The 14,169-nt window shown below is 45.3% G+C and carries 13 protein-coding genes; 7 read left to right on the forward strand and 6 right to left on the reverse strand.

The genetic code is table 11. The annotated features are described in order from the left end of the window. Nucleotides 1-1,398 (forward strand): WD40 repeat domain-containing protein (locus QUB68_RS25940; RefSeq protein WP_332997791.1); only part of this gene is annotated, 1,398 nt, incomplete at its 5' end. A gap of 250 nt (nt 1,399-1,648) precedes the next feature. Further along, nucleotides 1,649-3,346, forward strand: coding sequence for a SpoIID/LytB domain-containing protein (locus tag QUB68_RS25945; RefSeq protein WP_332997793.1), 1,698 nt, complete (start codon nt 1,649-1,651; stop codon nt 3,344-3,346). A gap of 319 nt (nt 3,347-3,665) precedes the next feature. On the opposite strand, the gene QUB68_RS25950 is transcribed toward QUB68_RS25945, so the two are convergent. Next, complete coding sequence (locus QUB68_RS25950; RefSeq protein WP_332997794.1) at nt 3,666-3,965, reverse strand: ferredoxin; 300 nt, start codon at nt 3,963-3,965, stop codon at nt 3,666-3,668. Between the two features lie 453 nt (nt 3,966-4,418). On the opposite strand from QUB68_RS25950, the gene QUB68_RS25955 reads away from it, so the two are divergent. From QUB68_RS25955 to QUB68_RS25965, 3 genes are all read left to right on the forward strand, one after another. Then, complete coding sequence (locus QUB68_RS25955; protein ID WP_332997795.1) at nt 4,419-5,429, forward strand: Gfo/Idh/MocA family protein; 1,011 nt, start codon at nt 4,419-4,421, stop codon at nt 5,427-5,429. A gap of 200 nt (nt 5,430-5,629) precedes the next feature. Further along, a complete protein-coding gene (locus QUB68_RS25960; protein WP_332997796.1) occupies nt 5,630-6,538 on the forward strand; it encodes a DMT family transporter in 909 nt (302 codons plus the stop codon). A 270-nt stretch (nt 6,539-6,808) separates the two neighbouring features. Then, the gene (locus QUB68_RS25965; protein WP_332997797.1) at nt 6,809-7,090 is read left to right on the forward strand and encodes a hypothetical protein; all 282 of its coding nucleotides are present in this window, start codon (nt 6,809-6,811) and stop codon (nt 7,088-7,090) included. Nucleotides 7,091-7,296: 206 nt separating this feature from the next. On the opposite strand, the gene QUB68_RS25970 is transcribed toward QUB68_RS25965, so the two are convergent. The 3 genes from QUB68_RS25970 to QUB68_RS25980 are packed head-to-tail and all read right to left on the reverse strand — an operon-like array spanning nt 7,297 to nt 10,237. Next, nucleotides 7,297-8,253 carry a glycosyltransferase family 2 protein gene (locus QUB68_RS25970; RefSeq protein ID WP_332997798.1) on the reverse strand — a complete coding sequence of 319 codons (957 nt, stop codon included), beginning with the start codon at nt 8,251-8,253 and terminating at the stop codon, nt 7,297-7,299. Nucleotides 8,254-8,300: 47 nt separating this feature from the next. Beyond that, nucleotides 8,301-8,903, reverse strand: coding sequence for a hypothetical protein (locus QUB68_RS25975; RefSeq protein WP_332997799.1), 603 nt, complete (start codon nt 8,901-8,903; stop codon nt 8,301-8,303). 26 nt (nt 8,904-8,929) lie between these two features. After that, complete coding sequence (locus QUB68_RS25980) at nt 8,930-10,237, reverse strand: glycosyltransferase family 39 protein (RefSeq protein WP_332997800.1); 1,308 nt, start codon at nt 10,235-10,237, stop codon at nt 8,930-8,932. Between the two features lie 53 nt (nt 10,238-10,290). Between QUB68_RS25980 and QUB68_RS25985 the strand changes: the two genes are divergently transcribed. Further along, entirely contained in the window at nt 10,291-10,914 is a 624-nt protein-coding gene (locus QUB68_RS25985) for a TenA family protein (protein WP_332997801.1), read from the forward strand. Between the two features lie 38 nt (nt 10,915-10,952). Here QUB68_RS25985 and QUB68_RS25990 read toward each other — a convergent pair whose 3' ends face one another. Next, nucleotides 10,953-12,200, reverse strand: coding sequence for a mannosyltransferase family protein (locus QUB68_RS25990; protein WP_332997802.1), 1,248 nt, complete (start codon nt 12,198-12,200; stop codon nt 10,953-10,955). Then, nucleotides 12,197-13,495, reverse strand: a complete 1,299-nt coding sequence (locus QUB68_RS25995; RefSeq protein ID WP_332997803.1) for a pentapeptide repeat-containing protein — start codon at nt 13,493-13,495, stop codon at nt 12,197-12,199. Before QUB68_RS25995 ends, QUB68_RS25990 begins: the two co-directional genes overlap by 4 nt. Nucleotides 13,496-13,614: 119 nt before the next feature. Between QUB68_RS25995 and QUB68_RS26000 the strand changes: the two genes are divergently transcribed. Further along, nucleotides 13,615-14,070, forward strand: a complete 456-nt coding sequence (locus QUB68_RS26000) for an aspartyl protease (protein WP_332997804.1) — start codon at nt 13,615-13,617, stop codon at nt 14,068-14,070. Nucleotides 14,071-14,169: the final 99 nt, after the last annotated feature.

Below are 14,169 nucleotides of genomic sequence, written 5' to 3' on the forward strand. Positions count from 1 at the left end.
TTTAGTCCCGACGGCAAATATGTCGCTACGGCATCAGGCGACAAAACAGCCCGGTTGTGGGACTTAAAAGGCAAGCTGATACAAGAATTTAAAGGACATCAAGATTGGGTAAGGAGTGTCAGTTTTAGTCCCGACGGCAAATATGTCGCTACGGCATCAGGCGACAAAACAGCCCGGTTGTGGGACTTAAAAGGCAAGCTAATACAAGAATTTAAAGGACATCAAGGTTTGGTAAATAGTGTCAGTTTTAGTCCAGACGGCAAATACATCGCTACGGCATCATTTGACAAAACAGCCAGGTTGTGGGACTTAAAAGGCACGCTGATTCAGGAATTTAAAGTATCTCAAAATTTGGTATTGAGTGTCAGTTTTAGTCCCGACGGCAAATACATCGCTACGGCATCATGGGACAAAACAGTCAGGTTGTGGAATTTACAAAGCAAGCTGATACAAGAATTTAAAGGACATCAAGATGGGGTAAATAGTGTCAGTTTTAGTCCCGATGGCAAATACATCGCTACGGCATCAACGGACAAAACAGCCCGGTTGTGGGATTTAACAGGCAAGCTGATACAAGAATTTAAAGGAGATCAGGAATGGGTAATGAGTGTCAGTTTTAGTCCCGATGGCAAATACATCGCTACGGCATCATTTGACAATACAGCCAGGTTGTGGGATTTAAAAGGCAAGCTAATACAGAAATTTAAAGGACATCAAGGTTCGGTAAATAGTGTCAGTTTTAGTCCCGACGGGAAATACATCGCTACGGCATCGGATAAAACAGCCAGGTTGTGGGACTTAAAAGGCAAGCTGATACAAGAATTTAAAGGACATCAGGAATGGGTATCGAGTGTCAGTTTTAGTCCCGACGGCAAATACATTGTTACGGCATCGGATAAAACAGCAAGGTTGTGGGACTTAAAAGGCAAGCAGATACAAGAATTTAAAGGGCATCAACATTCGGTAATGAGTGTCAGTTTTAGTCCCGACGGCAAATACATTGTTACGGCATCGGATAAAACAGCCAGGTTGTGGGACTTAAAAGGCAAGCTGATACAAGAATTTAAAGGACATCAAGGTTCGGTAAATAGTGTCAGTTTTAGTCCTGACAGCAAATACATCGCTACGGCATCAGGGGACAAAACAGCCAGGTTGTGGGACTTAAAAGGCAAGCTGATCCAAGAATTTAAAGGACATCAAGATGGGGTATCGAGTGTCAGTTTTAGTCCTGATGGCAAATACATCGCTACGGCATCAGATGACAAAACAGCCCGGTTGTGGCAAATCAGAAGTTTAGATGAGATGCTGGTGCAAGGTTGCGATTGGCTGCACGACTATTTGCAGAATAATGCTGATAAAAGTGATAAAGACGTTTGTGATGGGATTAGCAAAAAATGATTAGTTCCTAAAGTTTGGATAGTTTCAGGGCTTCGCATGGGAGGCGAGAAACCGGGTTTCTACGAAATTTTGCGTTTAGTAGCGAGAAATCTAGGAAGAAACCCGGTTTCTGAGGACACAAATATTTTGCAAGGTGCGTCGCTACGAGATTGTCGCTCTTTTTTAGGGATTTATCGCAGGCGACACACCCTACAATTGGCCGATCTTCGGCAATTCCGCTGTAGTGGCGGCCAAATGTGCTAACGTAACAATGAAAAATCCCCAAATTTCAACTATCGGGAGACAGATAACCGTGTTCGCTCAAGCACCTCCAACTCCCAATTACAAATGGTTTAGCTGCATTTCTAGCACTGTTTTCACCGCATTGTGCCTGTTGCCCATTTTCAGCGCTGCGGGATACGCCCAAACTCCCCAAAATAGACCCATCAAAATCGGCGTGGTACAGCGGTTTGGCACCAAAGCCACCGATAAACTCACGCTGAAAGCATTACCGGGCGACAGTTTAACTTTGAGTTACAAAACTCCTCAAGGTACAGAAACCAAAACTGCCGCCAGCATCAAGCTAGAAATTGCCAATAAACCTCTGGAAGCGCCATTAGTAGAAGAACGAGTTGTTCTGAGCTCCCACCGCAGTTTCGAGAGTGCAGAAGATAGCGCTAATCAATGGCGCGCTAAAGGCATTGATGTGGAAATTGCTCAACCTTTGCGCTGGCAAGTTTGGGCGAAAAGAGATACTTACAACTCTCCTTTGGTGCGGCGCTGGCTGTTGCAAAGTTTGCAGGCTCAAGGTAACAAAACAGCTTTTTTAGATACCAAGGTTTTTAAACAAATACCTCAAACGTTTTGGGTGTTAAACGGCTTTCGTTTCAACCGCAATGAGTTGGATGTGACGGCGGGTAAAAATGTAATCGAGGTATTGAAACAAACTACCCAAGAGGCGACAGCTATCGACCCAGAAAAAGCTATTCAAGAAACTCGCCGTTATGGTGGCAGTTTGCACCTGCAAAAAAATTCTTACGGCACTTATACTTTAGTTAATGAGGTGCCGACTGAAACTTATTTGCGGGGTGTTGTTCCTCACGAAATTGGGGCTTTTGCGCCTTATGCTTCGATTGTCGCTCAAGCTATTTTAGCGAGAACTTACGCCCTGAGAAATTTGCGCCGGTTTGCTGTGGATAATTACGAGTTGTGCGCTGATGTTAACTGCCAAGTTTATCAGGGTTTGACGGAAGTTTACCCGCAGAGCGATCGCGCGATCGCCCAAACAAGCGGTTTAGTCCTAACTTACGAAAATCAGCTAGTAGACGCGCTCTATTCCGCGTCTAGCGGCGGCGTGACAGCGACTTTTGGCGATGTGTGGCACGGCCCGGAACGTCCATATTTGCGATCGATCGTCGATTCCCCCAAAAACGTCTGGGATTTGACAAAGCAGAGTTTGTCTGACGAAACCAACTTCCGCCGCTTTATGACTCTGAAAGCAGGCTTTAATGAGGAAAAAGAACAAACCTTCCGCTGGCGCGAACAAGTTTCATTGACCTCGATTGGTGGATTTCTGCGCCAGTATCTTCAGAAGAAAAAGCACCCGCTAGCTAATTTTAAAACTCTCACAAAAGTTGAAGTGGTGGAAAGGTCAGCCGCTGGTAGAGTTTTGCAGATGAAGGTACAAACTGATTTGGGCCCCATCGATATCGATAAAGATGAGATTCGCAATGCTTTTTATCCGCCGATTAGCACGCTTTTTTACCTTGAACCGATTTATAATCCAGACAAAACTCTCAACGGTTATGCTTTTGTCGGAGGCGGTTTCGGACACGGCGTGGGAATGAGTCAAACCGGTTCTTACAATTTAGCTAATTTGGGCTGGAATGGATCTCGAATTCTCGGCTTTTATTTTCCCGGCGCTCAAGTTGTCCCCCTCAACGATTCCATTACATTTTGGCGCGAATAGTTTATTAAGAGTCGGCGTAGAATCGGCGATTGAAATCGCGTCTAGACAAACGAAGTCCGCCTCCGCGGACTGAAGAACATAACGTAATATTAACCGTCTTTTCTTCAACCCGCACTCCTCGGGTTTTGTTTGTCTAGACGCGGTTTCAACCGTACGTCCCATCTTCAACCCGCGCACCATCCGGGTTTTGTCTGTGTAGACGCGGTTTCAACCGCCGTCTTTAACGCAAAAACCCGGTTTCTTAACGTAATTAAGCTGTTTCAGCTCAATTACGTTAAGAAACCGGGTTACTTAGCGCATCGCGCCTGTGAATCCTTCCTTAGTAGAGGGATTCTTCTTGGTGAGTTTCGATCGTACAATCAGACTTAGGATAGGCGACGCAGGTCAGAACAAATCCGGCCTCGATTTGGTCGTCATCTAAGAAAGATTGGTCAGATTGGTCAACTTCACCCTTAGTGATTTTGCCGGCGCAGGTGGAGCAAGCTCCAGCGCGGCAAGAGTAAGGGAGGTCGAGTCCTGCTTCTTCGGCAGCATCAAGAATGTAAGTATCGTCATCAACGTCAATGGTCTGGTTGATTCCTTCGGCTTCGCTGATGAGGGTAACTTTGTAAGTTGGCATGCACTAAATCCTCTCAAAAATTCAACAATATTGATAATTTTTCCTAATGCAACCTTCAAGGCTCTATTAGCTCTGAAGTTAGCTCTTAGGTTCGTTCCCTTTATGATAGTAGGGGATAGAAGTAAGGTTGCAACACTCATTTACGAAAAATTTGAATGGGATTAGTTATAACTTTTTCTAATTTCATCTTGATTGCTTATACCTATGTTGGGATCGGCCTTGTGATACTGTTGCCGCAAGACTTGCACCACATCACCCGGTTTCTGAGAAAAATCAGGTTTTGAGCCGTACAGCCCAAAAAACCGGGTTTTTGGTATGCGTTGTGCCGATCGACTTTCAGCTCAACTTGCTTGAGTTTGTCCCCGCAGCCTAAAATCTCGGCGATGGAACCGTCAGCCCCAGGGCTGCAAGTCTATAACTATAACTATACTAAAATCTCAAATCTCACATCCTATGACTCAGATTAATACAGGCTTTGGTTTTTCGGTCGCTCCAATTCGGGTGGGGATTGTGGGTACTGGTTTTGCAGCTAAGTTGAGGGCCGAAACGCTGGTAGCTGACGCGCGATCGAACTTGGTAGCAGTCGCGGGCCACAACCCGGAGCAAACCGCAGCATTTTGTCAAACATTCGGGGCCGAAGCTGAGGTTTCTTGGCGCAAGCTGGTAGAAAGAGACGATTTAGATTTGGTAATTGTCTGTACTGTGAACCGGGATCACGGGGCGATTGTCCTGGCGGCGCTGGAAAATCAAAAGCACGTTGTGGTGGAATATCCTCTATCTTTAGATGTATCTGAGGCCGAAAGGGCGATCGAGCTTGCCGCCCAAAAGCAAAAACTCCTCCACATCGAACACATCGAACTGTTAGGCGGTTTGCACTCCTCAATCAAAGAATCCTTACCATTAATCGGTAAAGTTTTTTATGCTCGCTACGTCACTATTACCTCTGTGCGATCGGCACCGCAGCGCTGGACTTTTCAACACTCCCTGTTTGGCTTTCCCTTAATCGGGGCAATTTCTCGGCTGCACCGATTTACAGATTTGTTCGGGGAAGTAGCAACCGTTAACTGTCAAACTCAATTTTGGGACACTCAGCCGGATTTCTACAAAGCTTGTTTGTGCAACGCCCAGTTGCGCTTTACTAATGGCGTTCTCGCTGAAGCTGTTTATGGAAAAGGAGAGACTTTTTCGCAGTCGGAAAACATTTTTACCATCTACGGAGAAGCCGGAACGCTGGTTTTTACTCCCGAATCCGGTCAATTAATTCAGGGAGAAAATCGGCAGAATATCCAAGTAGGAACGCGACGTGGTTTGTTTGCCAAAGATACGGATATGGTGTTAGAGTGTTTGCTAAACGGTACGCCCTTGTACGTCGAAAATACCAGTAGTTTGTATGCTTTGAAGGTAGCTGATGCTGCGAGGCGATCGAGCGAAACTAGGCAAAATGTGGCGATCGACAATTCATAACTATTCAGTCTCTTAGAGAGTCAACCGCAGATGCAAGGCAGATGGACGCAGATCAACGCAGATAATTTCCAGCAACAATATTTGTAGGGTGTGTCGCCCGGAAAAGTCCCTAAATTTAACAGAAAATCTCACAGCGACGCACCTTACATATGGGTTGAGCAAACACACACAAATAGAAAATTAGAGCAACAATTTTTACAATGAGATTACACTGGAAACATCATCAATTCGAGCCAGAAACAATCGGGCTAATTTACGGTTTTCTCGGCGTAGTTGGATTCAGCTTAACACTGCCAGCCACCAGAGCAGCAGTGCACGACTTAGACCCTATTTTTGTAGGATTAGGACGCGGATTAGTCGCAGCTATACTAGCCGCAATTACTCTATGGATAACTCGTCAACCTATTCCTTCCAAACAGCAATTTTTGAGTTTATTAGTTGTCGGATTGGGAGTAGTTGTCGGATTTCCGCTATTATCAGCTTGGGCAATGCAGTACGTGCCTGCCGCCCACGGTGCTGTAGTATTAGGATTGTTGCCCTTAGCCACAGCAATAGGAGGAGTCGTGCGATCGGGCGATCGCCCATCTTCTAGCTTTTGGCTTGCTAGTATCGCCGGGAGTCTAACCGTTGTCTGTTTTGGAATTGTTACTGGTGCAGGGCAACTCCAACTCCCAGATTTAGCTTTATTTGCAGCAGTAATTGCTGCTGCTTTTGGTTACGCCGAAGGTGGGCGATTAGCTAAGACTTTAGGTGGCTGGCAAGTTATCTGTTGGGCATTGATACTTGTCGCTCCCTTCGAGGTTTTGCCTACAATATTTGTGGTTGTCAAACATGGATTAATAGCTGCACCGACGGCCTGGTTGGGTTTTGCCTATGTGAGTATTGTCAGTCAATTTATAGCATTTTTTGCCTGGTATGAGGGGATGGCAATTGGCGGAGTTGCCAGGGTAGGGCAAATTCAGCTATTGCAACCGTTTTTGACGATCCTAGCATCCGCAATTTTGCTGGGTGAGACTGTGGAGCCGATCGCCCTAGGCAGCGCTTGTTTAGTTGTTGCTTGTGTAGCAGCGGGGAAAAAAGCATCAATTAAGCAGGCACCCGATTTGTGAGGGGAGTGACCAACCTCCAAATCTCTAAGAAAGGACTCTTCGTCCTTACTACAAACCTAACTACAAACCGGACATGAGATCGCTAGTCTGTCCAATTATAGATCGCATTCTCATCACAACTGTTTCTAGCGATAGATGAAATTTAAATATTTGAATTTTATTATCACAATATAAACCAAAAAACATCAAGCTGATCGTGTTTGTGGTTGCCTAGTTTGTGGTTGCCTATCAGACAATTCCTACCTTTTATCACATTGACAGCATAAACTCATGGAAATCAGACAAGATACGTTGTTCGATCGAGTATTCCGGGACAGCGAAGGCAACATTGTTATAGCTCAGCCACCAAATCTACCGCTAATTGTCGGGATTGTATCTAGTTTATTGAAGCTCCTTTTTACCACAGGTCAAATTTATCTAGTGTTGGATCTAGTAGCTTTTGGCGCCTTGTTTACTTGGGCTTGGGAAGAATTATTTCAAGGCGTTAATTACTTTCGTAGAGCATTAGGTCTGATTGGGCTGGTTGGTCTGATTGCCTGGAAACTTCAATAAGTAGGTAAGTAAGTCCACCTAAAAAAATATAATACCCAGATTCCCGACTTCTTTAAGAAGTCGGGAATCTAAAGCGCGAGCTTGTTTTACGTTTAATTCGGTAGTTTCTATTTAGTCAAGCTGCTACTTTTGTCTGAGTTAAAGCCCATTGACATAAATTTATCGCCGAAGTTGGCGTTTTTGATTATTACTTGATAATTTTTTTACTATCGTCGATGTCGATCGCCAAAACCAGCAACTTCTCCCAGCGTATAAAGCGGCCTGCCCTTCACCTCCTCATAAATCCGCCCAATATACTGGCCCAAAATCCCAATACTCACCAACTGCACCGCACCCAAAAAGAAAACCGCCATAATGATAATTGTCAAACCAGTTAATGCCGCACCCGGAGAGAAAAGACGCCAATACAAAACCAAAAAAGCCATTAAAACAGACACCAAAGCCGAAAATAAACCCAAATAAATCGACAGTTGCAGAGGAACTTTTGAAAAAGATACTAAACCATTCATCGCCAAAGCAAAAGATTTGCTAAACGTATACTTAACCTCACCAGCAAAACGCGGATCTCGTTCAAACTTAACAGCAGTTTGTTTAAAACCAATCCAAGCCCGCAGTCCCCGAATGTAGCGATTGCGTTCCGGCATCGCATTCAGCACATCCACGACGCACCTATCCATCAAACAAAAATCCCCCGTATCTATGGGAATATCAACATCAGCCAGATTCCGCAAAATGCGATAATACATATAAGCTGGCAACCGCTTAAACCAACCTTCTTGACGGCGTTGAGTGCGCTGGGCGTAAACAACTTGATACCCGATACGCCACTGTTCTACCATATCTAAAATTAGCTCTGGCGGGTCTTGCAAATCGCCATCCATGATGACTACAACTTGACCGCTAGAAAAGTTCAAACCAGCAGTTACAGCTATTTGATGGCCGAAATTGCGGGCAAAACTGAGGTAACAAATTCGCGAGTCTTGTTCGTGCAACTCTCGCAAAAGTTCCAAAGAGCGATCGCGACTGCCATCATTGATTAAAATTAATTCTACTGGGCCATCCATGCGCTCCATCACGCCACTTACTCGTCGGTACAATTCTGGGAGATTTTCTTCTTCGTTATAGATGGGAATTATTAAGGAATACTTAGGTGTATTGTTCATCGCAGTTTATGTTGTAAAATCAGGGGTTGAACTGTTAAATCAAAAGTTTATTCTTTCACAAACACGCTCAGCGGCTCCATCGACCATTTTTGTACGTAAGTTTGATTTTTGACTGTTATCTCTTTTACTTGTCTGCCGTCATTTTTTGTAGGAGAGTAAATTATCGCACAAGGGATAAAACTTTTGTAAGGTTCCGAGTCAAGTTTTTGCTTAACAATAGGATCAATCGTCGAGATATGTTCAATGCGAGGTGCTGGTTTTCCCGGTTCTGGAAACATGATCCACAAGGGATATTCCCAAACACTTTTAGCCCAAAATGACAGTCCTATATTGGTGCAGTTTTGAGATTTAACAAAATCTACTGCTGTATTATAAGCAACCTCGATCTTCGGCCGACTGGTAAAGTAAAGCTCGTGTCTGCTGCTATTAAAAATGTTACTATCTCCCAGGAGAGGTCTAAATTGGTTGTAAAAAATCCAAGGTAGCGACATGACAATCAGAATCGCAGCAAGATAATTTGCTATTTTTTGATTTGATAATTGCGATAATGCTAATCCAAATATGGGCGAAAATAATACAAATATTGACAGGTGGTGGCGGCCATGCCAAGGCTGCAATTTTAGTAGCATACATAGGATTAAAAATGTCATTATTACAGCAATTAAATAAATTACAACTATTTTTTTTTTCTTAAATTTGGGGTTTTAAATATAAGTGCGATGGCGGCAAATGTCAACCAAAAGTGAATTGGATTGGTAGCTGTGTTTTCATTAAATGACGGTGTGGCGATCGCAAATACTTGTCCGGGAGGCCAAGTGATGCGCGGGTCATTTGTAGCTACACCCAGTATTCTATGCAGCACGTTAATCACTCCCACAATCGCACCGTTAATGCGGGAAATCCTCGTACCCGCTTGCATACCTAAATTTCTAATTACATTTGACAGGAACGTTGGCAGCGTAATTGCTTCAATTTTATATTCTTTCGTAAAACTTTCAGGCGCTCCGATCGCATAACCGAACAAATCGTAATTCCGCCAAAAATGACCGAAGTTTATTACAAAAGTTACAGCGGCTATCAGCAAAATTGGTTGCAGCATCTTTCCCCGAAAGCCTTTAATTCCTCCGACAATAAACCAAACAATAAAAGGCAAACAAAATATATAAGCGGTCGTTTTTGTCAAGAGAGCCAGACCCAAACTCGCACCGATTTTGAAAGTATTAAATCCCGTGATTCCAGCGGAGAGTCCTGCTAAACCTGAGCAAACAAAACAAACCACCCAGAAACATACAGCATAATCGTTTTGAGTGCTAGAACCCTGGAGGATACCCATCGGTAAAGTCGCAGCAAAAACCGCTGCAAAAACTTGACCGCGCCGATTAGCGCCCAGTTGTTTAGCAATTAAAGAAACTGCGATCACACTTCCCACCATACTCAACCACTGTACCAAATTAGCAAAGCGATCGCCCCCGCTTAAAATCTGAAAGTGCATAATCGCAAACTCAGCCCCAGGCGGGTGATACAACTGCGGCACATAAGAAGTTGGATAATGCTCGACACTGCGGTTTTGCATCCAGTGAGCAACCCGACTCATGTGATAAGTCATCGAATCCCAATTGTTAGGCGGTGCAACTACAGCAATCAAACCAACCCCCGCAAAAATCAACAATACACCGCCTAGCAACCCCGCTGAGACACTAGAAAATTGCTCGTCTTGACTTTTATCAAAAATTGGTTTGACACGTTTAAATTTTAGATACACTATCAAGCCGAGGATACCTGCGATCGACCACAGCCAGAACACCCACTCAAAAGTCAGCAGCCTAAATAAACTCAAAATTTCCGTAGATAAAGCAACAATCACTCCCCAAACAATTGCTGCGGACAAAATAGCGCTGCGCCAACACTTATCTATTTTCTCAAATATGAGAAACAAAATGCCCAGAGTCACCAAGGGAATCAAGCCGAATATATCTGTTATCATAGATGTTGAGCCGCACTTTAAAAGTTATCACCAGCACCGAAAAATAAAAAGATATGACAAATTCTAGCTATCTTTGGCAAGCAAATCAAGACTTAAGCGAAGCTTGTCTGCAACATCCCTTTGTCAGAGGTATTGCTGACGGCAGCCTCCCCCAAAATAGTTTTGCATATTACGTTGCACAAGACGCATTTTTTCTGGGATCATTCGCCCGCGCTTACAGTATCGCTGCGGCAAAAGCACCGGATTGGGAGGGGTTTGAAATCCTCCACAATCTCGGCACCGGTGTTTTAGAAGAACTTCGCTTGCATCAAGGATATGCAGCGAAATGGGGTGTAAACTTGCTAGAGGCAAAACCGGGAATTGCTACCCGCCGCTACACGGATTTTTTATTAGCAACAGCCTGGGGAAGCGGTGTGGGTTTGACTGTAGCGGCGATGACTCCTTGCTTGCGGTTGTATGCTTTTTTGGGACAGCAACTAGCTAAACCTCATATACCGGAACACGCCTTGAGCGAGTGGATTTCTACCTATAGCAGCCCTGAGTTTGAGATTTTAGCAAAACAATTGGAAAGTTTGGTCGATCGCTACGCAGCAGCGGAACCGGAAGTAGAAGCAACTTATCGCTACGCTATGCTGTGCGAAAGAGACTTTTTTCAGGCAGCTTGGGAGGTAGAGTAAATTAAGTTTTTTCAAGAGATGCTCCCCAACTATCGCCCCTAAGCTACCCACACCCAACTAGCAAATCTGACGGAAACGTACAGCAGAAATATACCAAACAATCCCATCAACCCGTAACCCCAACGAGGCTTAGCTGCCAGCAACAAGCCGAGAGCTATTGACAGAGGCACGATACCGTAAGCGTAGCGGTTTACCGATCGCAAAGCTCCCGAATTAAGCAGCACCGCCAAAGAGGAAAAACCGTAAGTCAAAACAATAGTGGTAAGCCTTTTGCGCAAAAACCACAACAAATAGCCGCTGCCAAAAATCATCACAATTCTACTGATAGCAGATAGCTTCAATTTGAGAGCTTGAATCAATACCTCGAACCAACTGGGCTGAACCCATCCCTTTTGAACATGAACAAATGCTAAAGCATCTCCAAAGCGAATAGCACAATATATACTAAATGAAAGTATTCCAAGAGCGCTAGCCAAACCTGCAAAATAAGCAAGTGGAGGTCTTTTTTCTCTCCAAGCTGTCAGCAAAAAAGCAGGTATCAGTGCTACTCCCGGCCCCCTAGTCGCAGTTGTCAAAGCTCCCCAAACAGCAGCCCAAATATACTCGCCCCTCTCAAAAGATCGCAAAGCCGATGCTGTCAGAAACAGAAACAATCCTTCTGTATAAATGACAGTGCAAAATAGCGAGAAGGGACACCACGCTAGCACAGCGGTTGTCCACTTGGCCACACCAGTATCGTATCGCTCTTCTACCCAATAATAAATCAGCACTAATGCACCCAAAAACGCAAAAGAGTTGATGAATACCCCTGCTGCATCGGATCGCATTCCTAGGGTCATCAGCCCGCGAATTAGTAAGGGGAACAGCGGATAGAAGGCAACGGAATGCTGTTGTCCGTCATCTGCATAGGAGTAGCCTAGAGTAGCTATTTGGGTGTACCATCGGCCGTCCCAATGGGAGAACAACTCCCAGCCACTTTTGGGAATAAAGCCATTCACAAAATCCAAAGGTGGCATATCATACACCAGCGGGTTTTTGGACGCTAAAGGAGCAATTAGCTGCATCCCGATCGCAATTACCGATCGACTCAGAAACCACATAGCAATTACAAAAATTAACCCGTCCCTGTTTTTGTTGCGATCCAGACGCGGACTTACTTCTAGCCGTAAATCAGTATTTGTCATGGCTAAAACAGCGCAAGACTGTTGATCAGAAACTAAAGTATAGTCCGCTGCAAAGGCGATGGGCAAACATACAGGCAAGTACAGCGGTACTGCTAATTTCAACGTCCGAGTTTATTGGGAATACCTTCGCAGCCGCCGGGAATAGTCTCTCTCGACTTCGAGCCGCACCAAGAGCAACAGTAGTGTCGTTGCTCGTCCGACAGTCGCTTGACAGCGGTGAAATCAGCACGTTCAACTACAGCGCCAGTATGTTCACCCGTTGTGTAATTGGGAAATTCCGTGCGGCTGCGGGGAGATGCTGTTTCGGCCGAGCCGTAGAATAATATCGCGGCTCTCATGTCAGCGCGAGCGAGATTCGCGTCGTACAAGATAGCGCGTGAGAGATTTGCTTTGACTAAATCGCACTTGCTGAGATTGGCCCGGACGAGGTTGGCTTCACTCAACTCCGTCCACCGCAAATCGGTGCCAGCCATGTCAGCACCCGCTAACATGACATTGAGATCGATAACGCGGATACCGTGATCTCTGTCTTCAGCGTAGCCACCGTTGCCGTCAAGGATGGGGCGGCCTAAAAGCCGATCGCGCTTCAGAGGAGTAACCAATCTCGACTGCGACAAAAACCGCAGAATTTTCGCTTTACCTTCAGCATCCACACTGCTCATAATCGCAGCCGTGCGGCCTTCGGCGATCGCCCTTTCCTGCGGCCAATCTTCCAAAAATCCCTGTTCATCGAGGGCTAAATCGGACACCCCTTGAAAATAAGCATCAATTGTTTGCTGCTGCGTAATTCTGTTTTGCTGAATCGTCAAATCTTTCGAGATCACATACTGACGCCAAGCCACATAAACGCCCAAAATTGCGATCAAAATTTGACCCAAAGCGCCGATGACTTCGCCTACTGCTCCCACTGCATCCCAGTTAATCTTGATATTGCGGCTTCCCAGTTCACCGTTAGCCCCGCTAAGTATCAGCAAGCCAACTGTTCCCGCCAACAGCCCAAAGCTAGAGACGATCAGGGTGCGCCAAGTCGGAGGGATTACCTGCGTCCAGATTTTGCCCCAATTGGGCCACATGATCCGCAGGGCGATCGCGATCGCCAAAATCGCACCCGACAAACCGAGCCACACGATGTCAATGGCTAGCCCTATAATCATTGCTGCGATCGATCCCAATATCAGCAGCGACGCCGACATCTCAGCATTCGTTTGTGGTGGCTGCAACGGCGCAAAAACCTTACGACTTGGAGGAGGCGGCGGCAGCGGTTTTGTCGGTTCAGCAGTAGCGACGATTGTCACTGATTCTGGCGGCGGCACAGCAGGGCTCGCACCGTTAAGACTTTCTATAGTCACGTTGGACTCAGGAGGATTGGGTTGAGAAGAGTTTGATTCTGGTGTCATGCGTTGAGGCAAATTCTAATTTTGGGCGATCGCTAAAACGATTTTAACTAACGAAGCACGATTCTAGATAGCATTACAATAGAAATATCCAGTAATTACACTCAAAGAGGTAAAATAATATGACCCTGGTACTCCCCAATCTTCAAGGCAAACAAATGGGTCAAGTAATCACTACAATCACCGTCACGAATTTCATCGATCTAGTTATGGCAGAACGAGGATTCATTGCTGCTGAGGAAGTTCGCTCTGCGGTGCTCGATAACGTTCTTGTCGATACCGGAGCAACTCTGCTTTCCTTGCCAGCTCCTATTATTAGGCAACTAGGTTTAAGACAAGTAGGAGAAAGAGATGTAGAAACATCGGCTGGTATTAAAAAAGGTCGAATTTTTGCCGGCGCTCAAATTATTGTAGAGGGTAGAGAAGGCAGATTTGATTGTTTAGAATTGCCCGAAGGCGTTTCCGCTGTTTTGCTGGGCGTGACTCCAATGGAAGAACTCGGCTTAGAACCCGATTTGAGAAATCGACGGTTGCGAGTATTGCCGATGAACGATGAGCAAACATATCTGATGGCTTAGTTGAAGGTTGGGAGCATCTCTGTGAGAGCATTTACAGGAGTGCGAGCGTCTCGCTCGCTATATGTAAGCGAGCGAGACGCTCGCACTCCTAAAAAACGC

The sequence above is a fragment of the Microcoleus sp. A006_D1 genome (genome assembly GCF_036702805.1).
Classification (GTDB): Bacteria; Cyanobacteriota; Cyanobacteriia; order Cyanobacteriales; family Microcoleaceae; genus Microcoleus.

Bases quoted from the DNA above. Each gene is read 5' to 3' on its own strand.
- QUB68_RS25960 (WP_332997796.1), top strand. From the start codon at position 5,630: ATGAGATTACACTGGAAACATCATCAATTCGAGCCAGAAACAATCGGG.
- QUB68_RS26000 (WP_332997804.1), top strand. From the start codon at position 13,615: ATGACCCTGGTACTCCCCAATCTTCAAGGCAAACAAATGGGTCAAGTA.
- QUB68_RS25965 (WP_332997797.1), top strand. From the start codon at position 6,809: ATGGAAATCAGACAAGATACGTTGTTCGATCGAGTATTCCGGGACAGC.
- QUB68_RS25955 (WP_332997795.1), top strand. From the start codon at position 4,419: ATGACTCAGATTAATACAGGCTTTGGTTTTTCGGTCGCTCCAATTCGG.
- QUB68_RS25970 (WP_332997798.1), bottom strand. From the start codon at position 8,253: ATGAACAATACACCTAAGTATTCCTTAATAATTCCCATCTATAACGAA.
- QUB68_RS25975 (WP_332997799.1), bottom strand. From the start codon at position 8,903: ATGACATTTTTAATCCTATGTATGCTACTAAAATTGCAGCCTTGGCAT.
- QUB68_RS25950 (WP_332997794.1), bottom strand. From the start codon at position 3,965: ATGCCAACTTACAAAGTTACCCTCATCAGCGAAGCCGAAGGAATCAAC.
- QUB68_RS25995 (WP_332997803.1), bottom strand. From the start codon at position 13,495: ATGACACCAGAATCAAACTCTTCTCAACCCAATCCTCCTGAGTCCAAC.
- QUB68_RS25980 (WP_332997800.1), bottom strand. From the start codon at position 10,237: ATGATAACAGATATATTCGGCTTGATTCCCTTGGTGACTCTGGGCATT.
- QUB68_RS25985 (WP_332997801.1), top strand. From the start codon at position 10,291: ATGACAAATTCTAGCTATCTTTGGCAAGCAAATCAAGACTTAAGCGAA.
- QUB68_RS25945 (WP_332997793.1), top strand. From the start codon at position 1,649: ATGAAAAATCCCCAAATTTCAACTATCGGGAGACAGATAACCGTGTTC.